This window comes from Candidatus Pseudomonas phytovorans (assembly GCA_029202525.1).
GTDB lineage: Bacteria > Pseudomonadota > Gammaproteobacteria > Pseudomonadales > Pseudomonadaceae > Aquipseudomonas > Aquipseudomonas phytovorans.
The window spans coordinates 996,582-1,015,226 of sequence record CP119325.1; the positions used below are offsets into that span (position 1 = coordinate 996,582).

The window sequence follows — 18,645 nt, forward strand, 5'->3', positions numbered from 1 at the left end:
AGGGCCCTTTCGCGGGCACGCCCGCTCCCACAGGGCCAGTGGATAACCTGTGGGAGCGGGCGTGCCCGCGAAGAGGCCATAAGCATCACATCAGGAACCCAGCCCACCTCAGGAGGTCTGTGTTTGCATGTATTACGGTGAACGCTTCAACGCCTGGACCCACCTGGTCGGTGCCGTCCTGGCCTGTATCGGTGCTATCTGGCTGATCGTGGTCGCGGGCCTGCAAGGCGACCCGTGGAAAATCGTCAGTTTCTCCATCTACGGCAGCACGCTGCTGTTGCTGTACAGCATTTCCACCCTGTACCACAGCACCCGCGGGCGGGCGAAGGTGATCATGCGCAAGCTCGATCACCTGTCGATCTACCTGCTGATCGCCGGCAGCTATACGCCGTTCTGCCTGGTCAGCCTGCGCGGCCCCTGGGGCTGGAGCTTGTTCGGTGTGGTCTGGGGGCTGGCGGTGATCGGCATGCTGCAGGAGATCAAGCCGCGCTCCGAGGCGCGGGTTCTGTCGATCATCATTTATGCAGTAATGGGCTGGATCGTGCTGGTAGCCGTCAACCCACTGCTGCAGGCCCTGGGCACCGCCGGCTTTGTCTGGCTGGCCGCCGGCGGCGTGTTGTACACGGTGGGCATCATCTTCTTCGCCCTGGACAGCCGCTTGCGCCACGCGCACGGCATCTGGCACCTGTTTGTGATTGCCGGCAGCCTGCTGCACTTCGTGGCGGTGTCGTTCTATGTGCGCTAGTTAAAAATCGCCCCACAGTTGCTGTGCCACCGACAGCGCCACCACGGGTGCTGTCTCGGTGCGCAGCACGCGTGGACCGAGGCGCGCGGCGTCGAAGCCAGACGCCTTGGCCTGCTCGACTTCGGCATCGCTCAGGCCGCCTTCGGGGCCGATCAGGAATGCCAGGGTCGCAGGTTTGTCGTGGCTGGTAAGCGGCTCGGCTACCGGGTGCAGGACCAGTTTCAGGTCAGCCTGGGTGCCAGCCAGCCATTCGGCCAGGGTCACCGGGGGGTGGATGACCGGCAGGGTAGAGCGGCCGCATTGTTCACAGGCGCTGATCGCAACCTGGCGCCAGTGGGCCAGGCGCTTGTCGGCGCGCTCGTCTTTCAGGCGCACTTCGCAGCGTTCGCTGACGATCGGGGTGATTTCATTGGCGCCAAGCTCGGTGGCCTTCTGGATCGCCCAGTCCATGCGCTCGCCACGGGACAGGCCCTGGCCGAGGTGCACATGCAGCGGGGAGTCGGCCTGGCCGGCGAGGGCCTGGTCGAGGCTGACACGTACGGTCTTCTTGCCCACTTCAAGCAACTGGCCAAGGTATTCGTGGCCGCTGCCGTCGAACAGCTGCACGGCGTCGCCGGGGGCCATGCGCAGTACGCGGCCGATGTAGTGGGCCTGGGCTTCGGGCAGGTCGTGCTCGCCAAGGCTCAGGGGGGCGTCGATGAAGAAGCGGGACAGTCTCATGGAGTGCTCGTTGGAAAAGGGGGCTCGTCCTTTGTAGGAGCGGCCTTGTGTCGCGAAAGGGCTGCGCAGCAGCCCCAGGATTTCAGCGGTGATGCACAAATTGCCGGGGCCGCTGTGCGGCCCTTTCGCGACACAAGGCCGCTCCTACAGGGGTTAGGCGTTCAGGTCGCAAGATTAGCCCGGGTCGCGGAAGTCGGGATGGAAGTTGGCCGGCACTGCAACACTGACGCTATCGCGGGTAGCAATGTCGATACCTTCGCTGGCCACCTCGGCGAGGAAGTCGATCTGCTCCGGGGTAATCACATACGGCGGCAGGAAGTACACCACGCTGCCCAGCGGGCGCAGCAGGGCGCCGCGGGTCAGGGCATGCTCGAATACTTTCAGGCCACGCCGCTCCTGCCAAGGGTAGGCGGCCTTGGTGGCCTTGTCCTGGACCATTTCGATGGCCAGGGCCATGCCGGTCTGGCGGATTTCGGCAACGTGGGCATGATCGGCCAGGTGCGCAGTGGCAGTGGCCATGCGCGTGGCCAGAGCCTTGTTGGCTTCGATCACGTTGTCCTGTTCGAATATGTCCAGGGTCGCCAGCGCCGCAGCACAGGCCAGCGGGTTGCCGGTGTAGCTGTGCGAGTGCAGGAACGCGCGCAGGGTCGGGTAGTCGTCGTAGAAGGCCTGGTACACCTTGTCGGTGGTCAGGCAGGCGGCCAGCGGCAGGTAGCCACCGGTCAAAGCCTTGGACAGGCACAGGAAGTCCGGGCGGATACCGGCCTGTTCACAGGCGAACATCGTGCCGGTGCGGCCAAAGCCTACGGCAATCTCGTCGTGAATCAAGTGCACGTCGTAACGGTCGCAGGCCTCACGCAGCAGCTTGAGGTAGATCGGGTGGTACATGCGCATGCCGCCCGCACCCTGGATCAGCGGCTCGACGATCACGGCGCTGATCGAGGCGTGGTGCTCGGCCAGGGTCTGCTCCATGGCCTGGAACATGTTGCGCGAGTGCTCTTCCCAGCCCATGCCTTCGGGCCGCAGGTAGCAGTCCGGGCTCGGCACCTTGATCGTATCGAGCAGCAGCGCCTTGTAGGTCTCGGTGAACAGCGGCACATCGCCGACCGACATCGCGGCAATGGTTTCGCCGTGGTAGCTGTTGGTCAGGGTGACGAAGCGCTTCTTGCCTGGCTTGCCGACGTTCTGCCAGTAGTGGAAGCTCATCTTCAGCGCCACTTCGATGCACGACGAGCCGTTGTCGGCGTAGAACACCCGGTCGAGCCCGGCCGGGGTCATGGCCACCAGGCGCTCGGACAGCTCGATCACCGGCTGGTGGCTGAAACCCGCCAGAATCACGTGCTCCAGCTGGTCCACCTGGTCCTTGATGCGCTGGTTGATGCGCGGGTTGGAGTGGCCGAATACGTTGACCCACCAGCTGCTCACCGCATCCAGGTAGCGCTTGCCTTCGAAGTCTTCGAGCCACACGCCTTCGCCGCGCCTGATCGGGATCAGCGGCAGCTGCTCGTGGTCTTTCATCTGGGTACAGGGGTGCCACAGGACCTTGAGGTCACGTTGCATCCACTGATCATTGAGGCCCATGGGCACTTCTCCTGGCTTTGCGGCGTGGTTCGACCGCGTAAGCCTAAGCAATGCCGCAGGGCAGGACAACCGCCGCCGTTCAATGACGCTGGGTGCCGGTCCATTCGAGCTTGCGGATGTGCACGGTGCCAGCCTGCGAAGTGGAGATGGTCAGGCGCCGGAATGGCCCGTCTATCACCTGGTGGTAAGGCTGCGTGGCGATGGGACCTGGGCGCAGGTCGCGAAAACCGCTGCCTTCGAGGGTGAGCCAGTAGAAGTTGCGCGGGGCAGGGGTAGCCAGGTCGTAATCATGCTGCTCAGCATCGAACAGCATGTGCAGATCGTCACACAGGAAATCGCTGACCACGTAGTACTCCAGGCGCAGGCACTCGCCGAAGGAGATTTCTACGTCACTGTGCTCACCAATCACCAACTCGGTACCCTCTTCGCCCTTGAACGCTTCATGAAAGCCGGTCCATGACGTGCTGTTGGAGCGGATACTCAGCCCGGAAGGCGTGCACAGCGTCTGCTTGTGCCACAAGAACTGCCGTTCAACGTGTTGGAAGTGCTCCTCGAAGATCATGCGCGTGCCCTCCTGGCGGGGCTTCTGGCCATCCTCGCCAGCTTCGCCTGCTCCCGCATGGCATGGCTACTGGCAAAAATGTCAGTTGCCAAAGGCACTTGATATCACTGCGCTGGCAGGGTCGGCAGTGGTGACGTATTCTTAACGCATCTCCCCCGGGGCATTCCTGCCTCTCCCCGTTTCTGTAACCTTTGACTCGGAGTTCGCCGACATGGCTGCTGCTTGGGTGCGCCTGTGCGCGTTGGTATTGATTGGTGTTTCCAGTGGCGCCGCGCTGGCTAAGGACAAGACGCCCACGGCGATTGTCGTGGGTGGCGGCCTGGCGGGCCTGACGGCTGCCTATGAGCTGCAGAACAAAGGCTGGCAGGTGACCCTGCTGGAGGCCAAGTCGGGCATGGGCGGGCGTTCGGGCCTGGCCACCAGCGAGTGGATCGGTAATGCCAAGGCGCAGCCGGTGCTCAACCAGTACCTTGACCGTTTCAAGCTTGAAACACTGCCGGCGCCAGAGTTTGTGCGTACCCCCGGTTACCTGATCGACGGTGAATACTTCAGCGCCACCGACCTGGCCACCAAGCAACCCGCTACCGCCGAAGCGCTCAAGCGCTACGAGAAAACCCTCGATGACCTGGCCCGTTCGATCGATGACCCGCTGAACCCGCAGGCCACCAGCACGCTGTTCGCCCTTGACCAGATCAACGTTTCCACCTGGCTGGACAAACTGCAACTGCCGACCACCGCCCGTCAGTTGATCAACCAGCAAATCCGTACCCGCTATGATGAGCCGTCGCGCCTGTCGCTGCTGTACTTTGCCCAGCAGAACCGCGTGTACCGAGGCGTGAGCGACCGTGACCTGCGGGCAGCTCGCCTGCCGGGTGGCAGCCCGGTGCTGGCCCAGGCTTTCGTCAAACAGCTTAAAACCATCAAGACCAGCTCGCCGGTCACTGCCATCGTCCAGGACAAGGATGGCGTCACGGTGAAAGTCGGCAGTGTCGGCTACCAGGCGGATTATCTGGTCATGGCCGTACCGCTGCGCGCCCTTGCCAAGATCCAGATGACCCCTGGCCTGGACAACCAGCACCTGGCGGCGCTCAAAGGTACCAACTATGGCTGGCGCGACCAGCTGATGCTCAAGTTCAAGAAGCCTGTGTGGGAAAGCCGCGCGCGCATGTCGGGCGAAATCTTCAGTAACGCCGGCCTTGGCATGCTGTGGATCGAGCCGGCGCTCAAAGGCGGCGCGAACGTGGTGATCAACCTCTCCGGCGACAACGCCCGCCTGCTGCAGGCGTTCGGCGACAAACAGATGGTCGACCAGGTACTGATCCGCCTGCATGCGTTCTACCCGCAGGCCCGCGGTGCCTTCACCGGTTACGAGGTCAAGCGCTACAGCACTGACGCCGGTACCGGTGGCGCCTACCTGGCTTATGGGCCGGGGCAGATCAGCAAATACTGGCGCCTGTGGGAGCGCCCGGTGCAGCGCATCACCTTTGCCGGTGAGCACACCGATGCCCTGTACCCGGGCACCTTGGAAGGCGCCCTGCGCAGCGGCCAGCGTGCGGCCATCCAGGCCCAGGACCTGTTGGCCGGCAAGTCGTTCGACCCCGCCAAGGCGGTGCCGGTTGCGGCGGCAGCGGCAGCCGGTGCGGCGGCCGCGAAGGACAGCAAGGGCGGGTTCTTCTCCAACCTGTTTGGTGGTTCGTCCGACAAGGGCGACAAGGCTGACAAGGCACCTGTCAAAGCCGAGCCGACCAAGGTCGAAGAGGCCAAGCAGGACAAGCCCGGTTTCTTCAAGCGTCTGTTTGGTGGCGCGGACAAGCCCGAAGCGAAGGTGGAACCAATCGCCAAGGCTGAGGAGGTGGCGCCGGTAGTTGCGCCTGCGCCACAAGCTACCCCAGAACCGGTTGCGCCTGCACCTGTGGTCAAGGAAGCCGCTGCCAAGCCTGCGGCAACCAAGGCCGCATCGGTCAAGCATGCGCCTGCGCACAAGCCAGCGCACAAGCCTGCTGAGACCAAGAAAGCGACTGCCAAGGCCGAACCGGCCAAGAAGGCTGTGGCCAATACTCAGGCCAAGGCTGGCTGATTTATTGCCAGCGCTGGCCCTTTCGCCGGCAAGCCAGCTCCCACAGGTACAGCCAAGGCATTGAGCCTGTGCAGTCCATGTGGGAGCGGGCGCGCCCGCGAAGAATCCAACGCGGTGCATGGCACCGGCAACGCCGGTGTTCGCGGCGGTTCGACGCCTCGACGCGCCCGCTCCCACAGGGTCCCTGCTACATCTGTATGTTAAGTGCAGTTCTATGAGAGTTGGCTTGCCGGCGATAGGGCCGGCACTGACAACCTCGCACTCTCCGACTATCGTTAATGTTTCCTTAATGGGAAGCTTACAGAATACATATCGGATTTCTCGATAAACCGAAGCAACTTTTTCCGCTTTTCTTCGATACGTTACGCGTTAGTCTGTGCACAGCTTTCACGGGGATACACGCCAACATGCAACTGCGCAATTCACCTTCTCGCTACGGCGTGGTCAGCATCATTCTGCACTGGGGCGTGGCACTGGCAGTCTTCGGCCTGTTCGGCCTGGGCCTTTGGATGGTCGGGCTCGACTACTACAGCCCTTGGCGCAAGGCCGGCCCGGACCTGCACAAGAGCATCGGCCTGGTGCTGTTGGCGGTGATGCTGTTGCGGGTGGTCTGGCGTTTCATCAGCCCGCCACCACCGGCACCGGCCAACCACGGCGCGGTCACACGCCTGGCGGCCAAGCTGGGCCATCTGGCCCTGTACCTGGGTCTGTTTGCGGTGATGGCTGCCGGTTACCTGATTTCAACCGCTGACGGCGTCGGCATTCCGGTGTTCGGCCTGTTTGAAGTGCCGGCACTGATCAGCGACCTCCCCGACCAGGCAGATGTGGCGGGTGTGATTCATCTGTGGCTGGCCTGGGGCCTGGTGATTTTTGCCGTGTTGCATGCCCTGGCAGCGCTCAAGCACCATTTCATCGACCGTGACGCGACCCTGACACGCATGTTGGGCCGCAAAGCTTGACTCTCAACCTCAATTGCATAGGAAGGACATAAGGATGTTGAAAAAGACTTTTGCCGCTCTGGCGCTCGGTACCGCTCTGCTTTCCGCCGGCCAGGCCATGGCTGCCGAGTACAAGATCGACAAGGAAGGCCAGCACGCGTTCGTAGACTGGAAAATCAGCCACCTGGGCTACAGCTTCATCCACGGTACCTTCAAGGACTTCGACGGCAACTTCACTTGGGACAGCGCCAAGCCTGAAGCCAGCAAGATCAGCGTTGATGTGAAAACCGCCAGCCTGTGGTCCAACCATGCTGAGCGTGACAAGCACATCGCCAGCAAAGACTTCCTGGATGTAGCCAAGTTCGCTGACGCGAAATTCGTCTCCACCGCGGTTAAGTCCACCGGTGAGAAGACCGCTGACGTGACTGGTGATCTGACCATGCACGGCGTGACCAAGCCGGTCACCTTCAAGGCTACCTTCAACGGTGAAGGCAAAGACCCATGGGGCGGTGAGCGCGCTGGTTTCAACGCCACCACCACTCTTAACCTGAACGACTTCGGCATCAAAGGCCCAGGCCCGACTTCGCAGACCCTGGACCTGGATATCAGTGTTGAAGGTGTGAAGCAGAAGTAATTCGGCTTAGCTGAAATAAAAAGGGGGCCGCTTAGCGGCCCCCTTTTTTTGCTATCCGCCCTTGCGGGTCAGCAGCGCAGGCTTCTCGCCGCGGGGGCGACTCGGCAGGTCATCCAACTGCTCAGGCGTCGGGAAGCGGTCGAGCTTGGACTCCTTGCGGATGATCACCGGCTGTTTTTCCGGCTGACGCGGGTTGCGCACGGCCGGCTCTTGCCGGGCAGCATCGTCACGGGCCGGGCGACTGCGGCCACCAGCGCCGCCATCACGACGGGCACCGCCACCGTTGTTGGCGCGGGGCGGGCGTTTATCGCCGCCGGCGCTGCCACCACTGCGTTTTTCGGCGCCAGCGCTGCCACTACTGCGTTGCTGGCCGCCAGCGTTGCTGCGTTGACTGGTTCCCTGAGCCTGGCCTGCGCCTGCGCCTGCGCCTGCGGCAGCGCCCGGGCGACGGTTACGCCCCTGGTTCTTGCCTTGGTACGGGCTGACATAGTCGGCGCGGTTGCCGAAGTTGTCGACGTCGTCGTCCAGGAACTCTTCCGGGTCGCGATTACCCTGTGCTTTAGGCGCGCTGCTGCTGGCCTGCTGCTGTGGCTGGCGTGGTTTCTTGTCACGCGGGTTTCGCGGCTGCTGTTGCCTGTCGCCGCTCTTTTCCTTGTCGGCCGGCTTTTCGGCAGCCTGTGGCTTGGCCTTGCCTTTATCCTTGCCTTTGTCCTTGCGGCCGCCGTTGGTGTCTTTACTGCCTTCACCACGGGCCTGCTGGTTGCGACCGCCACGGCCGTTGCTTTGCGGGCGTTCGCGTACCTCGGGTTTCTCGGCTTCCACCTGGCTGGCGTCAAAGCCCATCAGGTCGCCGTCCGCGATCTTCTGCCGGGTTACCCGTTCGATGCTCTTGAGCAGCTTCTCTTCATCCGGTGCGACCAGCGAAATGGCCTCGCCCGAACGACCGGCACGGCCAGTACGGCCGATACGGTGCACGTAATCTTCCTCGACATTCGGCAACTCGAAGTTGACCACGTGGGGCAACTGGTCGATGTCCAGGCCGCGGGCGGCGATGTCGGTGGCGACCAGTACGCGCACGCTGTTGGCTTTGAAGTCGGCCAGGGCCTTGGTGCGGGCGTTCTGGCTCTTGTTGCCGTGAATTGCAGCGGCGGTCAGGCCTTGCTTTTCCAGGTACTCGGCCAGGCGGTTGGCGCCGTGCTTGGTACGGGTGAACACCAACACCTGTTCCCAGGCACCCAGGGTGATCAGGTGTGCCAGCAGCGCACGCTTGTGGCTGGCGGGCAGGCGATAGACGCGCTGTTCGATGCGCTCTACGGTGGTGTTCGGCGGCGTGACCTCGATACGCTCCGGGTTGTGCAGGAGCTTGTCGGCGAGGTCGGTGATGTCCTTGGAGAAGGTGGCCGAGAACAGCAGGTTCTGGCGTTTGGTTGGCAGGCGCGCCAAGACCTTCTTGACGTCATGGATGAAGCCCATGTCGAGCATGCGGTCGGCTTCGTCGAGCACGAGGATTTCCACATGGGCCAGGTCGACCTTGCCTTGGCCGGCCAGGTCGAGCAGGCGGCCCGGGCAGGCAACCAGCACGTCAACGCCTTTGGCAATCGCCTGGACCTGCGGGTTCATGCCAACGCCGCCGAAGATGCAGGCGCTGACCAGTGGCAGGTCACGGGCATAGACCTTGAAGCTGTCGTGCACCTGGGCTGCCAGCTCGCGAGTCGGAGTCAGGACCAGTACGCGCGGTTGGCGCGGGCCGTGACGCTGCGACTTGTCGGGGTGGCCGGCCGGGAACAGGCGCTCGAGAATCGGCAGGGCGAAACCGCCGGTTTTACCAGTACCTGTCTGTGCGGCAACCATCAGGTCGCGGCCTTGCAACACGGCGGGAATCGCCCGCTGTTGCACAGGGGTCGGCTGGGTATAGCCCGCAGCCTCGATAGCGCGGACAAGAGCCTCGGAGAGACCGAGGGAAGCAAAGGACATGGGCGATCCTGTTCTCGTGTGGGCTGGGCCCGTTGGGATGTTCTGCCTGGCGCGAGGGGCATCGGTGGGATGCGATCGCGTCCGGTCCAGCTGGGCTTTCACTGCACATCCGGGAAAGGAGGGTGACGCGAAGGTGCGTCGGTGCCGATCGGGATGCCTGTTGCGAGGCCAGCGTCCGGGCGTGAGCCGGGCGGGAAGGCCCGAGTATAACAGAGCTATCGCGCTGTGCTGCTTTCCTGCTGCTCAACGGCGTTGAGAATGTTTCCGATGTCGCCTGTATAGCGCTGACTGATGGCGGCAAAGGCCGGTTCCTGCTTGAAACGCTGCAGTTCTTCGGCAAAGGCCAGGGCCAGTGCTTCGCGCCCCGGCTTGCGCACCAGCCCCAGGTACTGGGCCTGGCGGTTGATCACCAGAGGCAGTTCTTCGACCTGCTGAGCCAGGCCCAGATGGCGGATCAGGTAATGCCCAACCATACGGTCGGTGATTGCCAGGTCGATACGGCCCAGCACCAGTTTGCCGAAGTTGGCTTCCTGGGTCGGTGCGGCTTCACGTTGAAAATGTGTGGCCTGGTTGAACGCGGCGCCATAGGCGTAGCCGGGCGAGGTACCTACAGTGAGGCCCGTGAGGTCGTCTGGCCCGGCCACTGCATGGCGGTGTGCGCGCGCCTGGAACAGCACGAACTCGACCTCCGACAAGGGCTCGGGGGCGTATACCAGATAGGGGCGCCGGGCTTCGGTCTGAAAGATGTCCAGAATGCCATCGGCCAGACCTTGTTCGACCATTGCCAGGCAGCGCTTCCATGGAAGGAACTGCCATTCCACTTCGACGCCAAGGCGTTTGAAAACCTCGGTAGTGACCTCGTAGTCGATACCGTGGGGCTGGCCATCGTGTTGATAAATGTAGGGCGCCCAGTCATCTGAAACCAGGCGCAGGCGCTCGCCCAGGGCCAACGGGCTCAGGCAGGCGAGCAGCAGGATCCAGAACAGGCGGGCGACGAGTGGCATGGCCGGAGATTACGCGCTCGGCGGAATCAAGGCCAGCACAGGCTTACTCAGTCTGGGAGGGCCTCAGCAGGTGCACCTCGATATCTTTGCGCCGCTCACCCAGTGACAGGCGCAACCCAGGGTGACGCAGGCACTGGCGCAGTCGTTCGGGTTCCATGCGGCCATGGCGGGCGTTGAGGTTTTCCAGCGCTTTGTCCCACCAGGCCGGTGCGCAGGCACGGTCGAACTCGTTGGGGTAGGGATAGCAGCCGTACAGTAATTCGCGGGCAAACTGGCGCTCGTGGCTCGGCAGGGTCAGGCTCAGCGCCTTGTAGCCCAAGCGATGCAGTGTCGGTGGCCGCGGCAGCTGGTCGTTGACCAAGGCAACGTCGGCCAGTGCCGCCTGGCTCAGTGGGTCATGGCCGTGCTTGCGCAGCCAAGCCTGGATCTTGGCGCGAAATTGCGCCTTGCGGCTCCAGTAATGGTGGATGACATCGGTGCACTCGGTCACTTCCAGTTTGCGATAGGCCGCCACTGCCAGGCAGAACTCTTCGAGGGTGTAGGCCTCGCGCGCCAGCGGGTGAAACGCGTCCATCAGGTCGATGGAATGGTCCAGGGCGCTGGCGTCCCCGGCGGTGAGGCCGATGACCCCGGAGTTGACCAGTGGCATCTGGCAGTCGGCCAGGCCACGGGCTTGCAGGATGGACAGCAGGTTCCGGTACAGCAGGCACGTCTGGTTTGCGCCATAGCGCGGGCCAATGGCGTTGCACAGCAGCTTGCCCGGGGCCACCCGGGCGAACAGGTGCAGCGGCGAGGTGCGGAAGAAGGTGTCGGTGTCGATCAGTACTGCCAGCGGGTGCTGCTGCAGCACCTGGCGCAGCAGTACATGCTTGCTGCGAAAATGATAACCGTGCGGGGCGTTCCAGGCCTGGCGCGTGGCTTCGTCCAGCAAATGAACGGTGACGGGCAGGCTGGCGTAGGGCTGCGGGTTGTCGGTGTACACCTGGATGTCCATGGCCTCGCCTGCTGCCGTGCCCAGGTGGGCGAGGGCGCTGACGATGCTGAAGCAGGCTTCCTGATGGTAGGTTGCCGGGCCGAAAGCCAGGTAGACGAGCTGCGGGCGCGAGGGCTGGGGATGTTGCATGGCTGGCAAGACCTGTATGACCCGAAAATGAATAAGGCTTGAGTCTATGACCCAAGCCTTAAGCATTTCTTAAGCAAACTTTGCCAAAAAGTTTCAGCGCGGCAGCTTGAGGTTGTTCCACAGCGCCAGGCTCGCGTCGGCCTGGTTCAGGGTATAGAAGTGCAGGCCCGGTGCGCCGCCTTGCAGCAGTTGTTCGCACATGCGGGTGATCACTTCTTCGCCGAAGGCCTGGATGCTGGCGGTGTCATCACCATAGGCTTCCAGCTGCTTGCGGATCCAGCGCGGGATTTCGGCGCCACAGGCGTCGGAGAAACGCGCCAGCTTGCTGTAGTTGGTAATCGGCATGATGCCTGGCACCACCGGGATGTCCACGCCCAGCTTCTGTGCGCGCTCGACAAAGTAGAAGTAGCTGTCGGCGTTGAAGAAGTACTGGGTGATGGCGCTGTCGGCACCGGCCTTGACCTTGTGCACGAAGTTGCCCAGGTCGGCCTCGAAGTTGCGTGCCTGCGGGTGCATCTCGGGATAGGCGGCCACTTCCAGGTGGAAGTGATCAGCGGTTTCCTGGCGGATGAACTCGACCAGGTCGCTGGCGTAGCGCAATTCGCCACTGGCCATGCCCATGCCCGACGGCAGGTCGCCGCGCAAGGCAACGATGCGCTTGATGCCGGCGGCCTTGTACTCGGCCAGCAAGGCGCGCAGTTCGGCCTTGGTGTCGCCCACGCACGACAGGTGCGGTGCAGCAGGTACCTTCACTTCGTTTTCCAGCTGCAGCACGGTGTTCAGCGTGCGGTCGCGGGTCGAGCCACCGGCACCGTAGGTGCAGGAGAAGAAGTCCGGGTTGCAGGCAGCCAACTGGCGGGCGACGCCCATCAGCTTTTCATGACCGGCGTCGGTCTTGGTCGGGAAGAACTCGAAACTGTAGCGGCGTTCTTGTGACATCAGGCGTTCCTCTGGCAGCAAGCTTCTAGCGGCAAGCTGCAAGTAAAAGCCAGATCGGTAGAGGCCGACCTGGCTTGGCATCGTTCAAGAGTGCTGCGGCTGTCGCTTAGTAGCGGTAGGCGTGCGGCTTGAACGGGCCTTCGACGGTCACGCCGATGTAGTCGGCTTGCTGCTTGGTCAGCTGAGTGACCACGCCGCCGAAGCCGCGGACCATTTCCAGGGCCACTTCTTCGTCGAGTTTCTTCGGCAGCACTTCAACGGTCAGGCGCTCGGCTTTCTTCTCGGCCGACAGGTCGGCGTACTTCTGCTCGAACAGGAAGATCTGTGCCAGCACCTGGTTGGCGAACGAACCGTCCATGATGCGGCTTGGGTGGCCAGTGGCGTTACCCAGGTTGACCAGGCGGCCTTCGGCCAGCAGGATCAGGTAGTCGTCGTTTTGTGGGTCGAAGCTGCCAGCGCCGGTGCGGTGGATCTTGTGTACCTGCGGCTTGACCTCTTCCCATGCCCAGTTCTTGCGCATGAAGGCGGTGTCGATTTCGTTGTCGAAGTGGCCGATGTTGCAAACCACTGCACGCTTCTTCAGGGCCTTGAGCATATTGGCGTCGCAGACGTTGACGTTACCGGTGGTGGTGACGATCAGGTCGATCTTGCCCAGCAGGGCCTTGTCGATGCTGGCTTCGGTGCCGTCGTTGATACCGTCGATGAACGGCGAGACCAGCTCGAAGCCGTCCATGCAGGCTTGCATGGCGCAGATCGGGTCAACTTCGGTGACCTTGACGATCATGCCTTCCTGACGCAGGGACTGAGCCGAGCCCTTGCCCACGTCACCGTAGCCGATCACCAGGGCTTGCTTGCCCGACAGCAGGTGGTCGGTACCACGCTTGATGGCGTCGTTCAGGCTGTGACGGCAGCCGTACTTGTTGTCGTTCTTGCTCTTGGTAACCGAATCGTTGACGTTGATCGCCGGCACTTTCAGCTCGCCCTTGGCCAGCATGTCCAGCAGGCGGTGCACGCCGGTGGTGGTCTCTTCGGTCACACCGTGCACGCGGTCCAGTACCTGTGGGTACTTGTTGTGCAGCAGTTCGGTCAGGTCGCCACCGTCGTCGAGGATCATGTTGGCGTCCCATGGCTGGCCATCTTTCAGGATGGTCTGCTCCAGGCACCACTCGTACTCTTCTTCAGTTTCGCCTTTCCAGGCGAATACCGGAATGCCGGCGGCGGCGATCGATGCGGCGGCCTGGTCTTGAGTCGAGAAGATGTTGCAGGACGACCAGCGCACTTCGGCACCCAGGGCTACCAGGGTTTCGATCAGCACGGCAGTCTGGATGGTCATGTGGATGCAGCCCAGGATCTTCGCACCCTTGAGCGGTTGCTCGGTCAGGTACTTGCGACGCAGGCCCATCAGGGCTGGCATTTCCGATTCGGCAATGATGGTTTCGCGACGGCCCCAGGCGGCCAGGGAGATGTCGGCGACTTTGAAATCGGTAAAACCAGCAGGCATGTTTGCAGCGCTCATGAGAGCCTCCATTCGTAGTGTGCGAATGGGCGCCGTTGTGCGTTAAGCGCCCGCAAGAGCGAGCAACGCCCCATCCGAGCCTGACAGGCCTAGGCTACAAACCCTAGTCTGCTGCAGCGCCCCTCGGACAGGTGGCGGGCATGGCACCGCTGTGGGCAACCATGTAAAGCGGCGGAGATTATAGCTGCGCCTGCTGGCTTGCCCAAGGTTTTCTGTCGATTAATCGCGACGATAGTCGATGTTCAATGGAGCGAAGGCGGCCGCTCTGCCATGATTGCTACACGTTAGCCAAGCAGGTCAGGAGTACAGATGAACTTTCACACCCGCAAGTGGGTTAAACCCGAAGACCTCAACCCTAATGGCACGCTGTTCGGTGGCAGCCTGTTGCGCTGGATCGACGAAGAGGCGGCCATCTACGCCATCGTCCAGTTGGGCAACCAGCGCGTGGTCACCAAATACATATCGGAAATCAATTTCGTCAGCGCTTCGCGCCAGGGCGACATCATCGAACTGGGCATCACTGCCACCGAGTTCGGCCGCACCTCGATCACCCTCAAATGCGAAGTGCGCAACAAGATCACCCGCAAGAGCATCCTGACCGTCGACAAGATGGTGTTCGTCAACCTGGGCGATGATGGCTTGCCGGCAGCCCATGGGCGTACCGAGATCAAGTACGTGCAGGACCAGTTCCCGGACTCTGCAGTAGAGTGATTTTCTGGGGCTGCTCCGCAGCCCAATCGCGACACAAGGCCGCTCCCACAGGTAATCGCATTCTCCTTGTGGGAGCGGCCTTGCGTCGCGATTGGGCCGCAAAGCGGCCCCGGCATTCTCAAGGGTGGGCGCTGACCTGGCGCACCACCCGGCCAATGCTCAAACCCTGCACCAGAATCGACGACAACACCACGATGTAGGTGATCGACAGCAGCAGGTCACGCTCCTCACCCAGTGGCAGCGACAGCGCCAGGGCAACCGATACCCCGCCACGCAGGCCGCCCCAGGTCAGCACCCGCACCGTGCCCTTGGGCACCGGGCGCCAGCGGCGCAGCAGCACGATGGCCGGAGCCACGGTCAGCAGCCGCGACAGCAGCACCGCCAGCGCCAGCACGCTGCCGGCCGCCAGGTGCATCCAGTTGAACGGCAGCAGCAACAGCTCCAGGCCGATCAGTGCGAACAGCAAGGCGTTGAGCATGTCATCGATGAGCTCCCAGAAACCGTCCATGTAGCGACGGGTCATGTCGTTCATCGCCAGATTGCGCCCCAGGTTGCCGATGATCAGGCCGGCCACCACCATGGCGATCGGCGCCGAGACGTGCAGCTCGTAACACATGGCCGAGCCACCGATGACCAGCGCGAGCGTCAGCATGACTTCCACCTGGTACTGCTCGATGCTCTTGATCATGCGGTAGGTGGCGTAGCCGATCAGGCCGCCGAACACTACGCCGCCAATGGCCTCGCGGGCGAACAGGATCGCGGTGTCGGTGATGCTGGGTGTTTCGCCCAGCTGGATGATGCCCAGCAGCACGGTGAACACCACTACCGCCGTGCCATCGTTGAACAGCGACTCACCCACGATGGTGGTTTTCAGCGGTTTCGATGCATTTGCAGTACGCAAGGCGCCGAGTACTGCAATGGGGTCGGTCGGGGAAATCAGTGCGCCGAACAGCAGGCAATAGATCAGCGGCACCTGCCAGCCGAACAGGGCGAAGACCCAGTGCGACAGGTAGCCGATGACGACCGTTGCGATCAGCACGCCTATCGTGGCGAGCAAGCCGATTGGCCAGCGGTAGCTGCGCAGGTCGGTGAGGTTGACGTGCAGGGCGCCGGCAAACAGCAGGAATGCGAGCATCCAGTGCATGAGCAGGTCGTTGAAGTCGATCTGGTTCATCAGGCCTTCGACGCGCTCTTCAAGGCCTGGGAAGCCGATCAGGCTAAGGCCCTGCAGCATCAGGGAGAACAGCAGTGCCGTGACCATCACGCCGATGGCGGGGGGCAGGCCGATGAAGCGGTAATTTACATAAGTAAGGAGGGTGGTGAGGCAAATAAACGCGGCAACTAATTCAAGCATCCCGAATCCTGTGACAGTGGCTTCCAAGTCGTTACCCGAATGGCTCGGGCAGTTCTTTGATGACCTGGCGCGGGGTTCGGGACACAAGCTTTGACCCAATTAGTCCAAATCGTTCCCATGTACGGGGCCCGTACAACAGCTCCCGAACGCTATATATTCACAGCCATAAAGAGGCATAAGGATAAGAAGGCGTGTTGGCAACATCCCTGGTGCTGGTCGCCGCCCTGCTGCATGCGACCTGGAATACCCTGATCAAATTCAGCGGCGAGCGCTTGCTGGTGATCGCCAGCATGGACACGGTGGCGCTGGTGTTCGCAGTGCTGGCTGTCGCTTTCGTCGATCTGCCGCCGGCTGAAATATGGCCGTGGTTGATCGCCTCGGCGCTGGCCGAGCAGCTGTATCGCTACCTGCTGATCCAGGCGTACCGCGTGGGCGACCTGGGGCTGGTCTATCCTCTGATGCGCGGGCTGTCGCCGCTGGTGGTGCTGGGGCTGACCCTGGCCTTTGCCGGGGAATCGCTGAGCCAGCAGCAGATCATCGGCATCCTGCTGATCCCGTGTGGCATGGCTTGTCTGCTGTGGCAGGGCGGTGGCGGTGACCGGCTGCCCTGGTCGATGCTGCCGGTGGTTGCGCTGATCGGCCTGTGTATCGGCTGTTACACCTGGTTCGACGGCCAGGCAGTGCGCTTGTGGGGCAAACCGTGGGACTACCTGGTGTGGCTGACCCTGCTCAGTGCCTGGCAATTCCCGCTGGTGGCCACTGTGGCGCGGCGGGCGCCGTTTGTCTTGTTCTGGCGAACGCAATGGCGCCTGGGCCTGGCGGTAGGGTTCTGCGTATTGTTCAGTTATGCCCTGGTGCTGTGGGCCATGCACCTGGGGTCGGTGGCCGAGGCGGCCGCGCTGCGGGAGTTGAGCGTGATCCTGGTGGTGTTGCTGGGTATGCGCTACCTCAAAGAACCTTTTGGCGGGCCGAGACTCCTAGCTTGCGGGCTGGTCCTGGCAGGCATGCTGGTGATGAAGCTCTAACCCATTTTTAACAAGGAGTCCTGAGCATGACCGTTGCCCTGTGGTGCATCCTGATCGCGCTGCTGCTGAACCCGCTGTGTGCCTTGATCGCCAAGGTGAGCAGCGGCCGGTTCGGCCTCAAGCACAATCACGACCCTCGCGCTTTCCTGGACACCTTGTCGGGCTTGCCACGCCGTGCTCATGCTGCGCAGCAGAACGGCTACGAAGCGTTCCCGGCGTTTGCTGCGGCGGTGCTGGTGGCGGATATCGTCGGCAACGCCGAGCAGGTGACGCAGGATGTGCTGGGGGTGATGTACATCACCAGCCGCTTGCTTTACATCATCTGCTACCTGGCCGATTGGGCTGCCTTGCGCTCGCTGGTGTGGTTTGCCGGGTTGGCGATAATTGTGGCGTTCTTTGGGGTTTCCATCTGAAACCGGGTCGCCTGCTTCGCGGGCTTGCCCGCTCCCACAGGTACAGCGCAGCATTCAAGGGCTGTGGTGTACCTGTGGGAGCGGGCGAGCCCGCGAAGAATCCATCACCGATCAAGGCACTTTAGGTACTTCGGGCAACGGCTGGCCCTTGGGCCACAGCATCCAGATCTGCCCTTGCTGTTTCATGTTCCCGGCCAGTTCGCCGGCCTCCGGCCCGGTACCCCAGAACAGGTCGGCACGCACTTCACCGGCAATCGCCCCGCCCGTGTCCTGGGCCCCCACCGGGCGCACCACCGGCGAGCCGTCCGGGCGGGTGGTGGACAGCCACAGCAGGCTGCCCAACGGGATTACCTTGCGATCGATAGCCACGCTGTAGCCCGCTGTCAGCGGCACGTTCAGCGAACCGCGCGGGCCTTCGTTGCTGTCCGGGCGTGTACTGAAGAACACGTAGCTGGGGTTGCTGGCCAGCAGTTCCGGAACGCGCTGCGGGTTGGCCTGGGCCCAGGCATGAATGGCGCCCATGCTCACGTCTTCTTTTTTCAGCTGGCCCTGTTCCACCAGCCAGCGGCCGATCGGCCGGTAGGGGTGGCCGTTCTGGTCGGCGTAGCCCAGGCGCAGCTGACGGCCGTCTTCCAGCTGTACCCGGCCAGAACCCTGGATCTGCAGGAATTGCAGGTCCATCGGATCTGTCAGCCAGGCCAGCACCGGAGCCTTGACGCCGTCACGGTTGATCACCTCGGCAGTGTCGTACGGCTTGAGCACCCGGCCATCAAGGCGACCGCGCAGGCGTTTGCCCTTGAGTTCCGGATACACGCTGGCCAGGTCGACCACGATCATGTCATCAGGTGTGCCGTAGACCGCCACATGGTTGGTCGCCGACTGGCTCAGGCTGCCGGGGTAGACCGGCTCGTAGTAGCCGGTAATCAGGCCGTTGGCGTTGTTTTCGGCGGAGCGCAGGCCGTATACCTGCAGGTTCTGTTCAAGGAAGGTACGTACCTGGGTGGCGCTGGCCGTAGCACTGCCAGCCGCTTCGCAGGTGGCGGCCCACACCGGGTCGCGCTTGAGCTTTTCACAGCCGCTGCGCCAGGCGTAGAAGCCGGCCAGCAGGTCTTCATCGCTGACTGCGGGCAAGTCTTTCCAGGTGGCCGGGGCGTAGGTGGCGATGGCGTGGGGCTCGGGCTTGGCGCTCTCGCCGCCGTTGCAGCCCGCCAGCAAAGCCAGCACCGGGAGTGTCCAGGCCAGGTGGCGCAGGGCAGATGTCATGTGTGCATTCCTGTCAGGGCGAACATGAAAATTCGCCCCTGTTTTTTATGTGGCTATTGGTGTTTG

At 62.7% G+C, this 18,645-nt stretch carries 17 protein-coding genes and 1 riboswitch; of the genes, 7 read left to right on the forward strand and 10 right to left on the reverse strand.

Annotated features, from left to right (window positions below):
* The first annotated feature begins 127 nt into the window (after window positions 1-127).
* Window positions 128-745: a hemolysin III family protein gene (locus P0Y58_04355; GenBank protein ID WEK31433.1), complete on the forward strand. Its 618-nt coding sequence runs from the start codon at window positions 128-130 to the stop codon at window positions 743-745.
* On the opposite strand, the gene P0Y58_04360 is transcribed toward P0Y58_04355, so the two are convergent.
* The 3 genes from P0Y58_04360 to P0Y58_04370 form a co-directional block, all read right to left on the reverse strand.
* Window positions 746-1,465 (reverse strand): 16S rRNA (uracil(1498)-N(3))-methyltransferase, encoded by a 720-nt coding sequence (locus P0Y58_04360; protein WEK31434.1) that lies wholly within the window; start codon window positions 1,463-1,465, stop codon window positions 746-748. It abuts the gene before it with no gap.
* Window positions 1,466-1,639: 174 nt separating this feature from the next.
* Window positions 1,640-3,046, reverse strand: coding sequence for an adenosylmethionine--8-amino-7-oxononanoate transaminase (locus tag P0Y58_04365; GenBank protein WEK31435.1), 1,407 nt, complete (start codon window positions 3,044-3,046; stop codon window positions 1,640-1,642).
* Window positions 3,047-3,125: 79 nt separating this feature from the next.
* Entirely contained in the window at window positions 3,126-3,608 is a 483-nt protein-coding gene (locus P0Y58_04370; protein WEK31436.1) for a hypothetical protein, read from the reverse strand.
* A gap of 211 nt (window positions 3,609-3,819) precedes the next feature.
* Between P0Y58_04370 and P0Y58_04375 the strand changes: the two genes are divergently transcribed.
* The 3 genes from P0Y58_04375 to P0Y58_04385 all read left to right on the forward strand — a co-directional run bounded on the left by P0Y58_04375 (window position 3,820) and on the right by P0Y58_04385 (window position 7,257).
* Window positions 3,820-5,685 carry an FAD-dependent oxidoreductase gene (locus P0Y58_04375; protein WEK31437.1) on the forward strand — a complete coding sequence of 622 codons (1,866 nt, stop codon included), beginning with the start codon at window positions 3,820-3,822 and terminating at the stop codon, window positions 5,683-5,685.
* Window positions 5,686-6,092: 407 nt separating this feature from the next.
* Window positions 6,093-6,644 (forward strand): cytochrome b, encoded by a 552-nt coding sequence (locus P0Y58_04380; protein WEK31438.1) that lies wholly within the window; start codon window positions 6,093-6,095, stop codon window positions 6,642-6,644.
* Between the two features lie 34 nt (window positions 6,645-6,678).
* A complete protein-coding gene (locus P0Y58_04385) occupies window positions 6,679-7,257 on the forward strand; it encodes a YceI family protein (protein ID WEK31439.1) in 579 nt (192 codons plus the stop codon).
* A 51-nt stretch (window positions 7,258-7,308) separates the two neighbouring features.
* Here the strand turns inward: P0Y58_04385 and P0Y58_04390 are convergent, their stop codons facing one another.
* The 5 genes from P0Y58_04390 to ahcY form a co-directional block, all read right to left on the reverse strand.
* Window positions 7,309-9,231 carry a DEAD/DEAH box helicase gene (locus P0Y58_04390; GenBank protein WEK31440.1) on the reverse strand — a complete coding sequence of 641 codons (1,923 nt, stop codon included), beginning with the start codon at window positions 9,229-9,231 and terminating at the stop codon, window positions 7,309-7,311.
* A 215-nt stretch (window positions 9,232-9,446) separates the two neighbouring features.
* Window positions 9,447-10,235 (reverse strand): transporter substrate-binding domain-containing protein, encoded by a 789-nt coding sequence (locus tag P0Y58_04395; GenBank protein WEK31441.1) that lies wholly within the window; start codon window positions 10,233-10,235, stop codon window positions 9,447-9,449.
* 43 nt (window positions 10,236-10,278) lie between these two features.
* Window positions 10,279-11,358, reverse strand: a complete 1,080-nt coding sequence (locus P0Y58_04400) for a hypothetical protein (protein ID WEK31442.1) — start codon at window positions 11,356-11,358, stop codon at window positions 10,279-10,281.
* Window positions 11,359-11,451: 93 nt separating this feature from the next.
* Window positions 11,452-12,297 (reverse strand): methylenetetrahydrofolate reductase [NAD(P)H], encoded by an 846-nt coding sequence (gene metF / locus P0Y58_04405; GenBank protein WEK31443.1) that lies wholly within the window; start codon window positions 12,295-12,297, stop codon window positions 11,452-11,454.
* 106 nt (window positions 12,298-12,403) lie between these two features.
* Window positions 12,404-13,813, reverse strand: coding sequence for an adenosylhomocysteinase (gene ahcY, locus P0Y58_04410; GenBank protein ID WEK31444.1), 1,410 nt, complete (start codon window positions 13,811-13,813; stop codon window positions 12,404-12,406).
* A gap of 20 nt (window positions 13,814-13,833) precedes the next feature.
* Window positions 13,834-13,944: riboswitch (S-adenosyl-L-homocysteine riboswitch) on the reverse strand.
* Between the two features lie 178 nt (window positions 13,945-14,122).
* On the opposite strand from ahcY, the gene P0Y58_04415 reads away from it, so the two are divergent.
* Window positions 14,123-14,524 (forward strand): hotdog domain-containing protein, encoded by a 402-nt coding sequence (locus P0Y58_04415; protein WEK31445.1) that lies wholly within the window; start codon window positions 14,123-14,125, stop codon window positions 14,522-14,524.
* 118 nt (window positions 14,525-14,642) lie between these two features.
* Here the strand turns inward: P0Y58_04415 and P0Y58_04420 are convergent, their stop codons facing one another.
* A complete protein-coding gene (locus P0Y58_04420; protein ID WEK31446.1) occupies window positions 14,643-15,878 on the reverse strand; it encodes a sodium:proton antiporter in 1,236 nt (411 codons plus the stop codon).
* Between the two features lie 191 nt (window positions 15,879-16,069).
* Between P0Y58_04420 and P0Y58_04425 the strand changes: the two genes are divergently transcribed.
* Window positions 16,070-16,903: an EamA family transporter gene (locus tag P0Y58_04425; GenBank protein ID WEK31447.1), complete on the forward strand. Its 834-nt coding sequence runs from the start codon at window positions 16,070-16,072 to the stop codon at window positions 16,901-16,903.
* 26 nt (window positions 16,904-16,929) lie between these two features.
* Window positions 16,930-17,316: an MAPEG family protein gene (locus P0Y58_04430; GenBank protein ID WEK31448.1), complete on the forward strand. Its 387-nt coding sequence runs from the start codon at window positions 16,930-16,932 to the stop codon at window positions 17,314-17,316.
* A gap of 111 nt (window positions 17,317-17,427) precedes the next feature.
* On the opposite strand, the gene P0Y58_04435 is transcribed toward P0Y58_04430, so the two are convergent.
* Complete coding sequence (locus P0Y58_04435) at window positions 17,428-18,579, reverse strand: MltA domain-containing protein (GenBank protein ID WEK31449.1); 1,152 nt, start codon at window positions 18,577-18,579, stop codon at window positions 17,428-17,430.
* Window positions 18,580-18,645: the final 66 nt, after the last annotated feature.

Bases quoted from the DNA above. Each gene is read 5' to 3' on its own strand.
- P0Y58_04355 (WEK31433.1), top strand. From the start codon at position 128: ATGTATTACGGTGAACGCTTCAACGCCTGGACCCACCTGGTCGGTGCC.
- P0Y58_04360 (WEK31434.1), bottom strand. From the start codon at position 1,465: ATGAGACTGTCCCGCTTCTTCATCGACGCCCCCCTGAGCCTTGGCGAG.
- P0Y58_04365 (WEK31435.1), bottom strand. From the start codon at position 3,046: ATGGGCCTCAATGATCAGTGGATGCAACGTGACCTCAAGGTCCTGTGG.
- P0Y58_04370 (WEK31436.1), bottom strand. From the start codon at position 3,608: ATGATCTTCGAGGAGCACTTCCAACACGTTGAACGGCAGTTCTTGTGG.
- P0Y58_04375 (WEK31437.1), top strand. From the start codon at position 3,820: ATGGCTGCTGCTTGGGTGCGCCTGTGCGCGTTGGTATTGATTGGTGTT.
- P0Y58_04380 (WEK31438.1), top strand. From the start codon at position 6,093: ATGCAACTGCGCAATTCACCTTCTCGCTACGGCGTGGTCAGCATCATT.
- P0Y58_04385 (WEK31439.1), top strand. From the start codon at position 6,679: ATGTTGAAAAAGACTTTTGCCGCTCTGGCGCTCGGTACCGCTCTGCTT.
- P0Y58_04390 (WEK31440.1), bottom strand. From the start codon at position 9,231: ATGTCCTTTGCTTCCCTCGGTCTCTCCGAGGCTCTTGTCCGCGCTATC.
- P0Y58_04395 (WEK31441.1), bottom strand. From the start codon at position 10,235: ATGCCACTCGTCGCCCGCCTGTTCTGGATCCTGCTGCTCGCCTGCCTG.
- P0Y58_04400 (WEK31442.1), bottom strand. From the start codon at position 11,358: ATGCAACATCCCCAGCCCTCGCGCCCGCAGCTCGTCTACCTGGCTTTC.
- metF (WEK31443.1), bottom strand. From the start codon at position 12,297: ATGTCACAAGAACGCCGCTACAGTTTCGAGTTCTTCCCGACCAAGACC.
- ahcY (WEK31444.1), bottom strand. From the start codon at position 13,813: ATGAGCGCTGCAAACATGCCTGCTGGTTTTACCGATTTCAAAGTCGCC.
- P0Y58_04415 (WEK31445.1), top strand. From the start codon at position 14,123: ATGAACTTTCACACCCGCAAGTGGGTTAAACCCGAAGACCTCAACCCT.
- P0Y58_04420 (WEK31446.1), bottom strand. From the start codon at position 15,878: ATGCTTGAATTAGTTGCCGCGTTTATTTGCCTCACCACCCTCCTTACT.
- P0Y58_04430 (WEK31448.1), top strand. From the start codon at position 16,930: ATGACCGTTGCCCTGTGGTGCATCCTGATCGCGCTGCTGCTGAACCCG.
- P0Y58_04435 (WEK31449.1), bottom strand. From the start codon at position 18,579: ATGACATCTGCCCTGCGCCACCTGGCCTGGACACTCCCGGTGCTGGCT.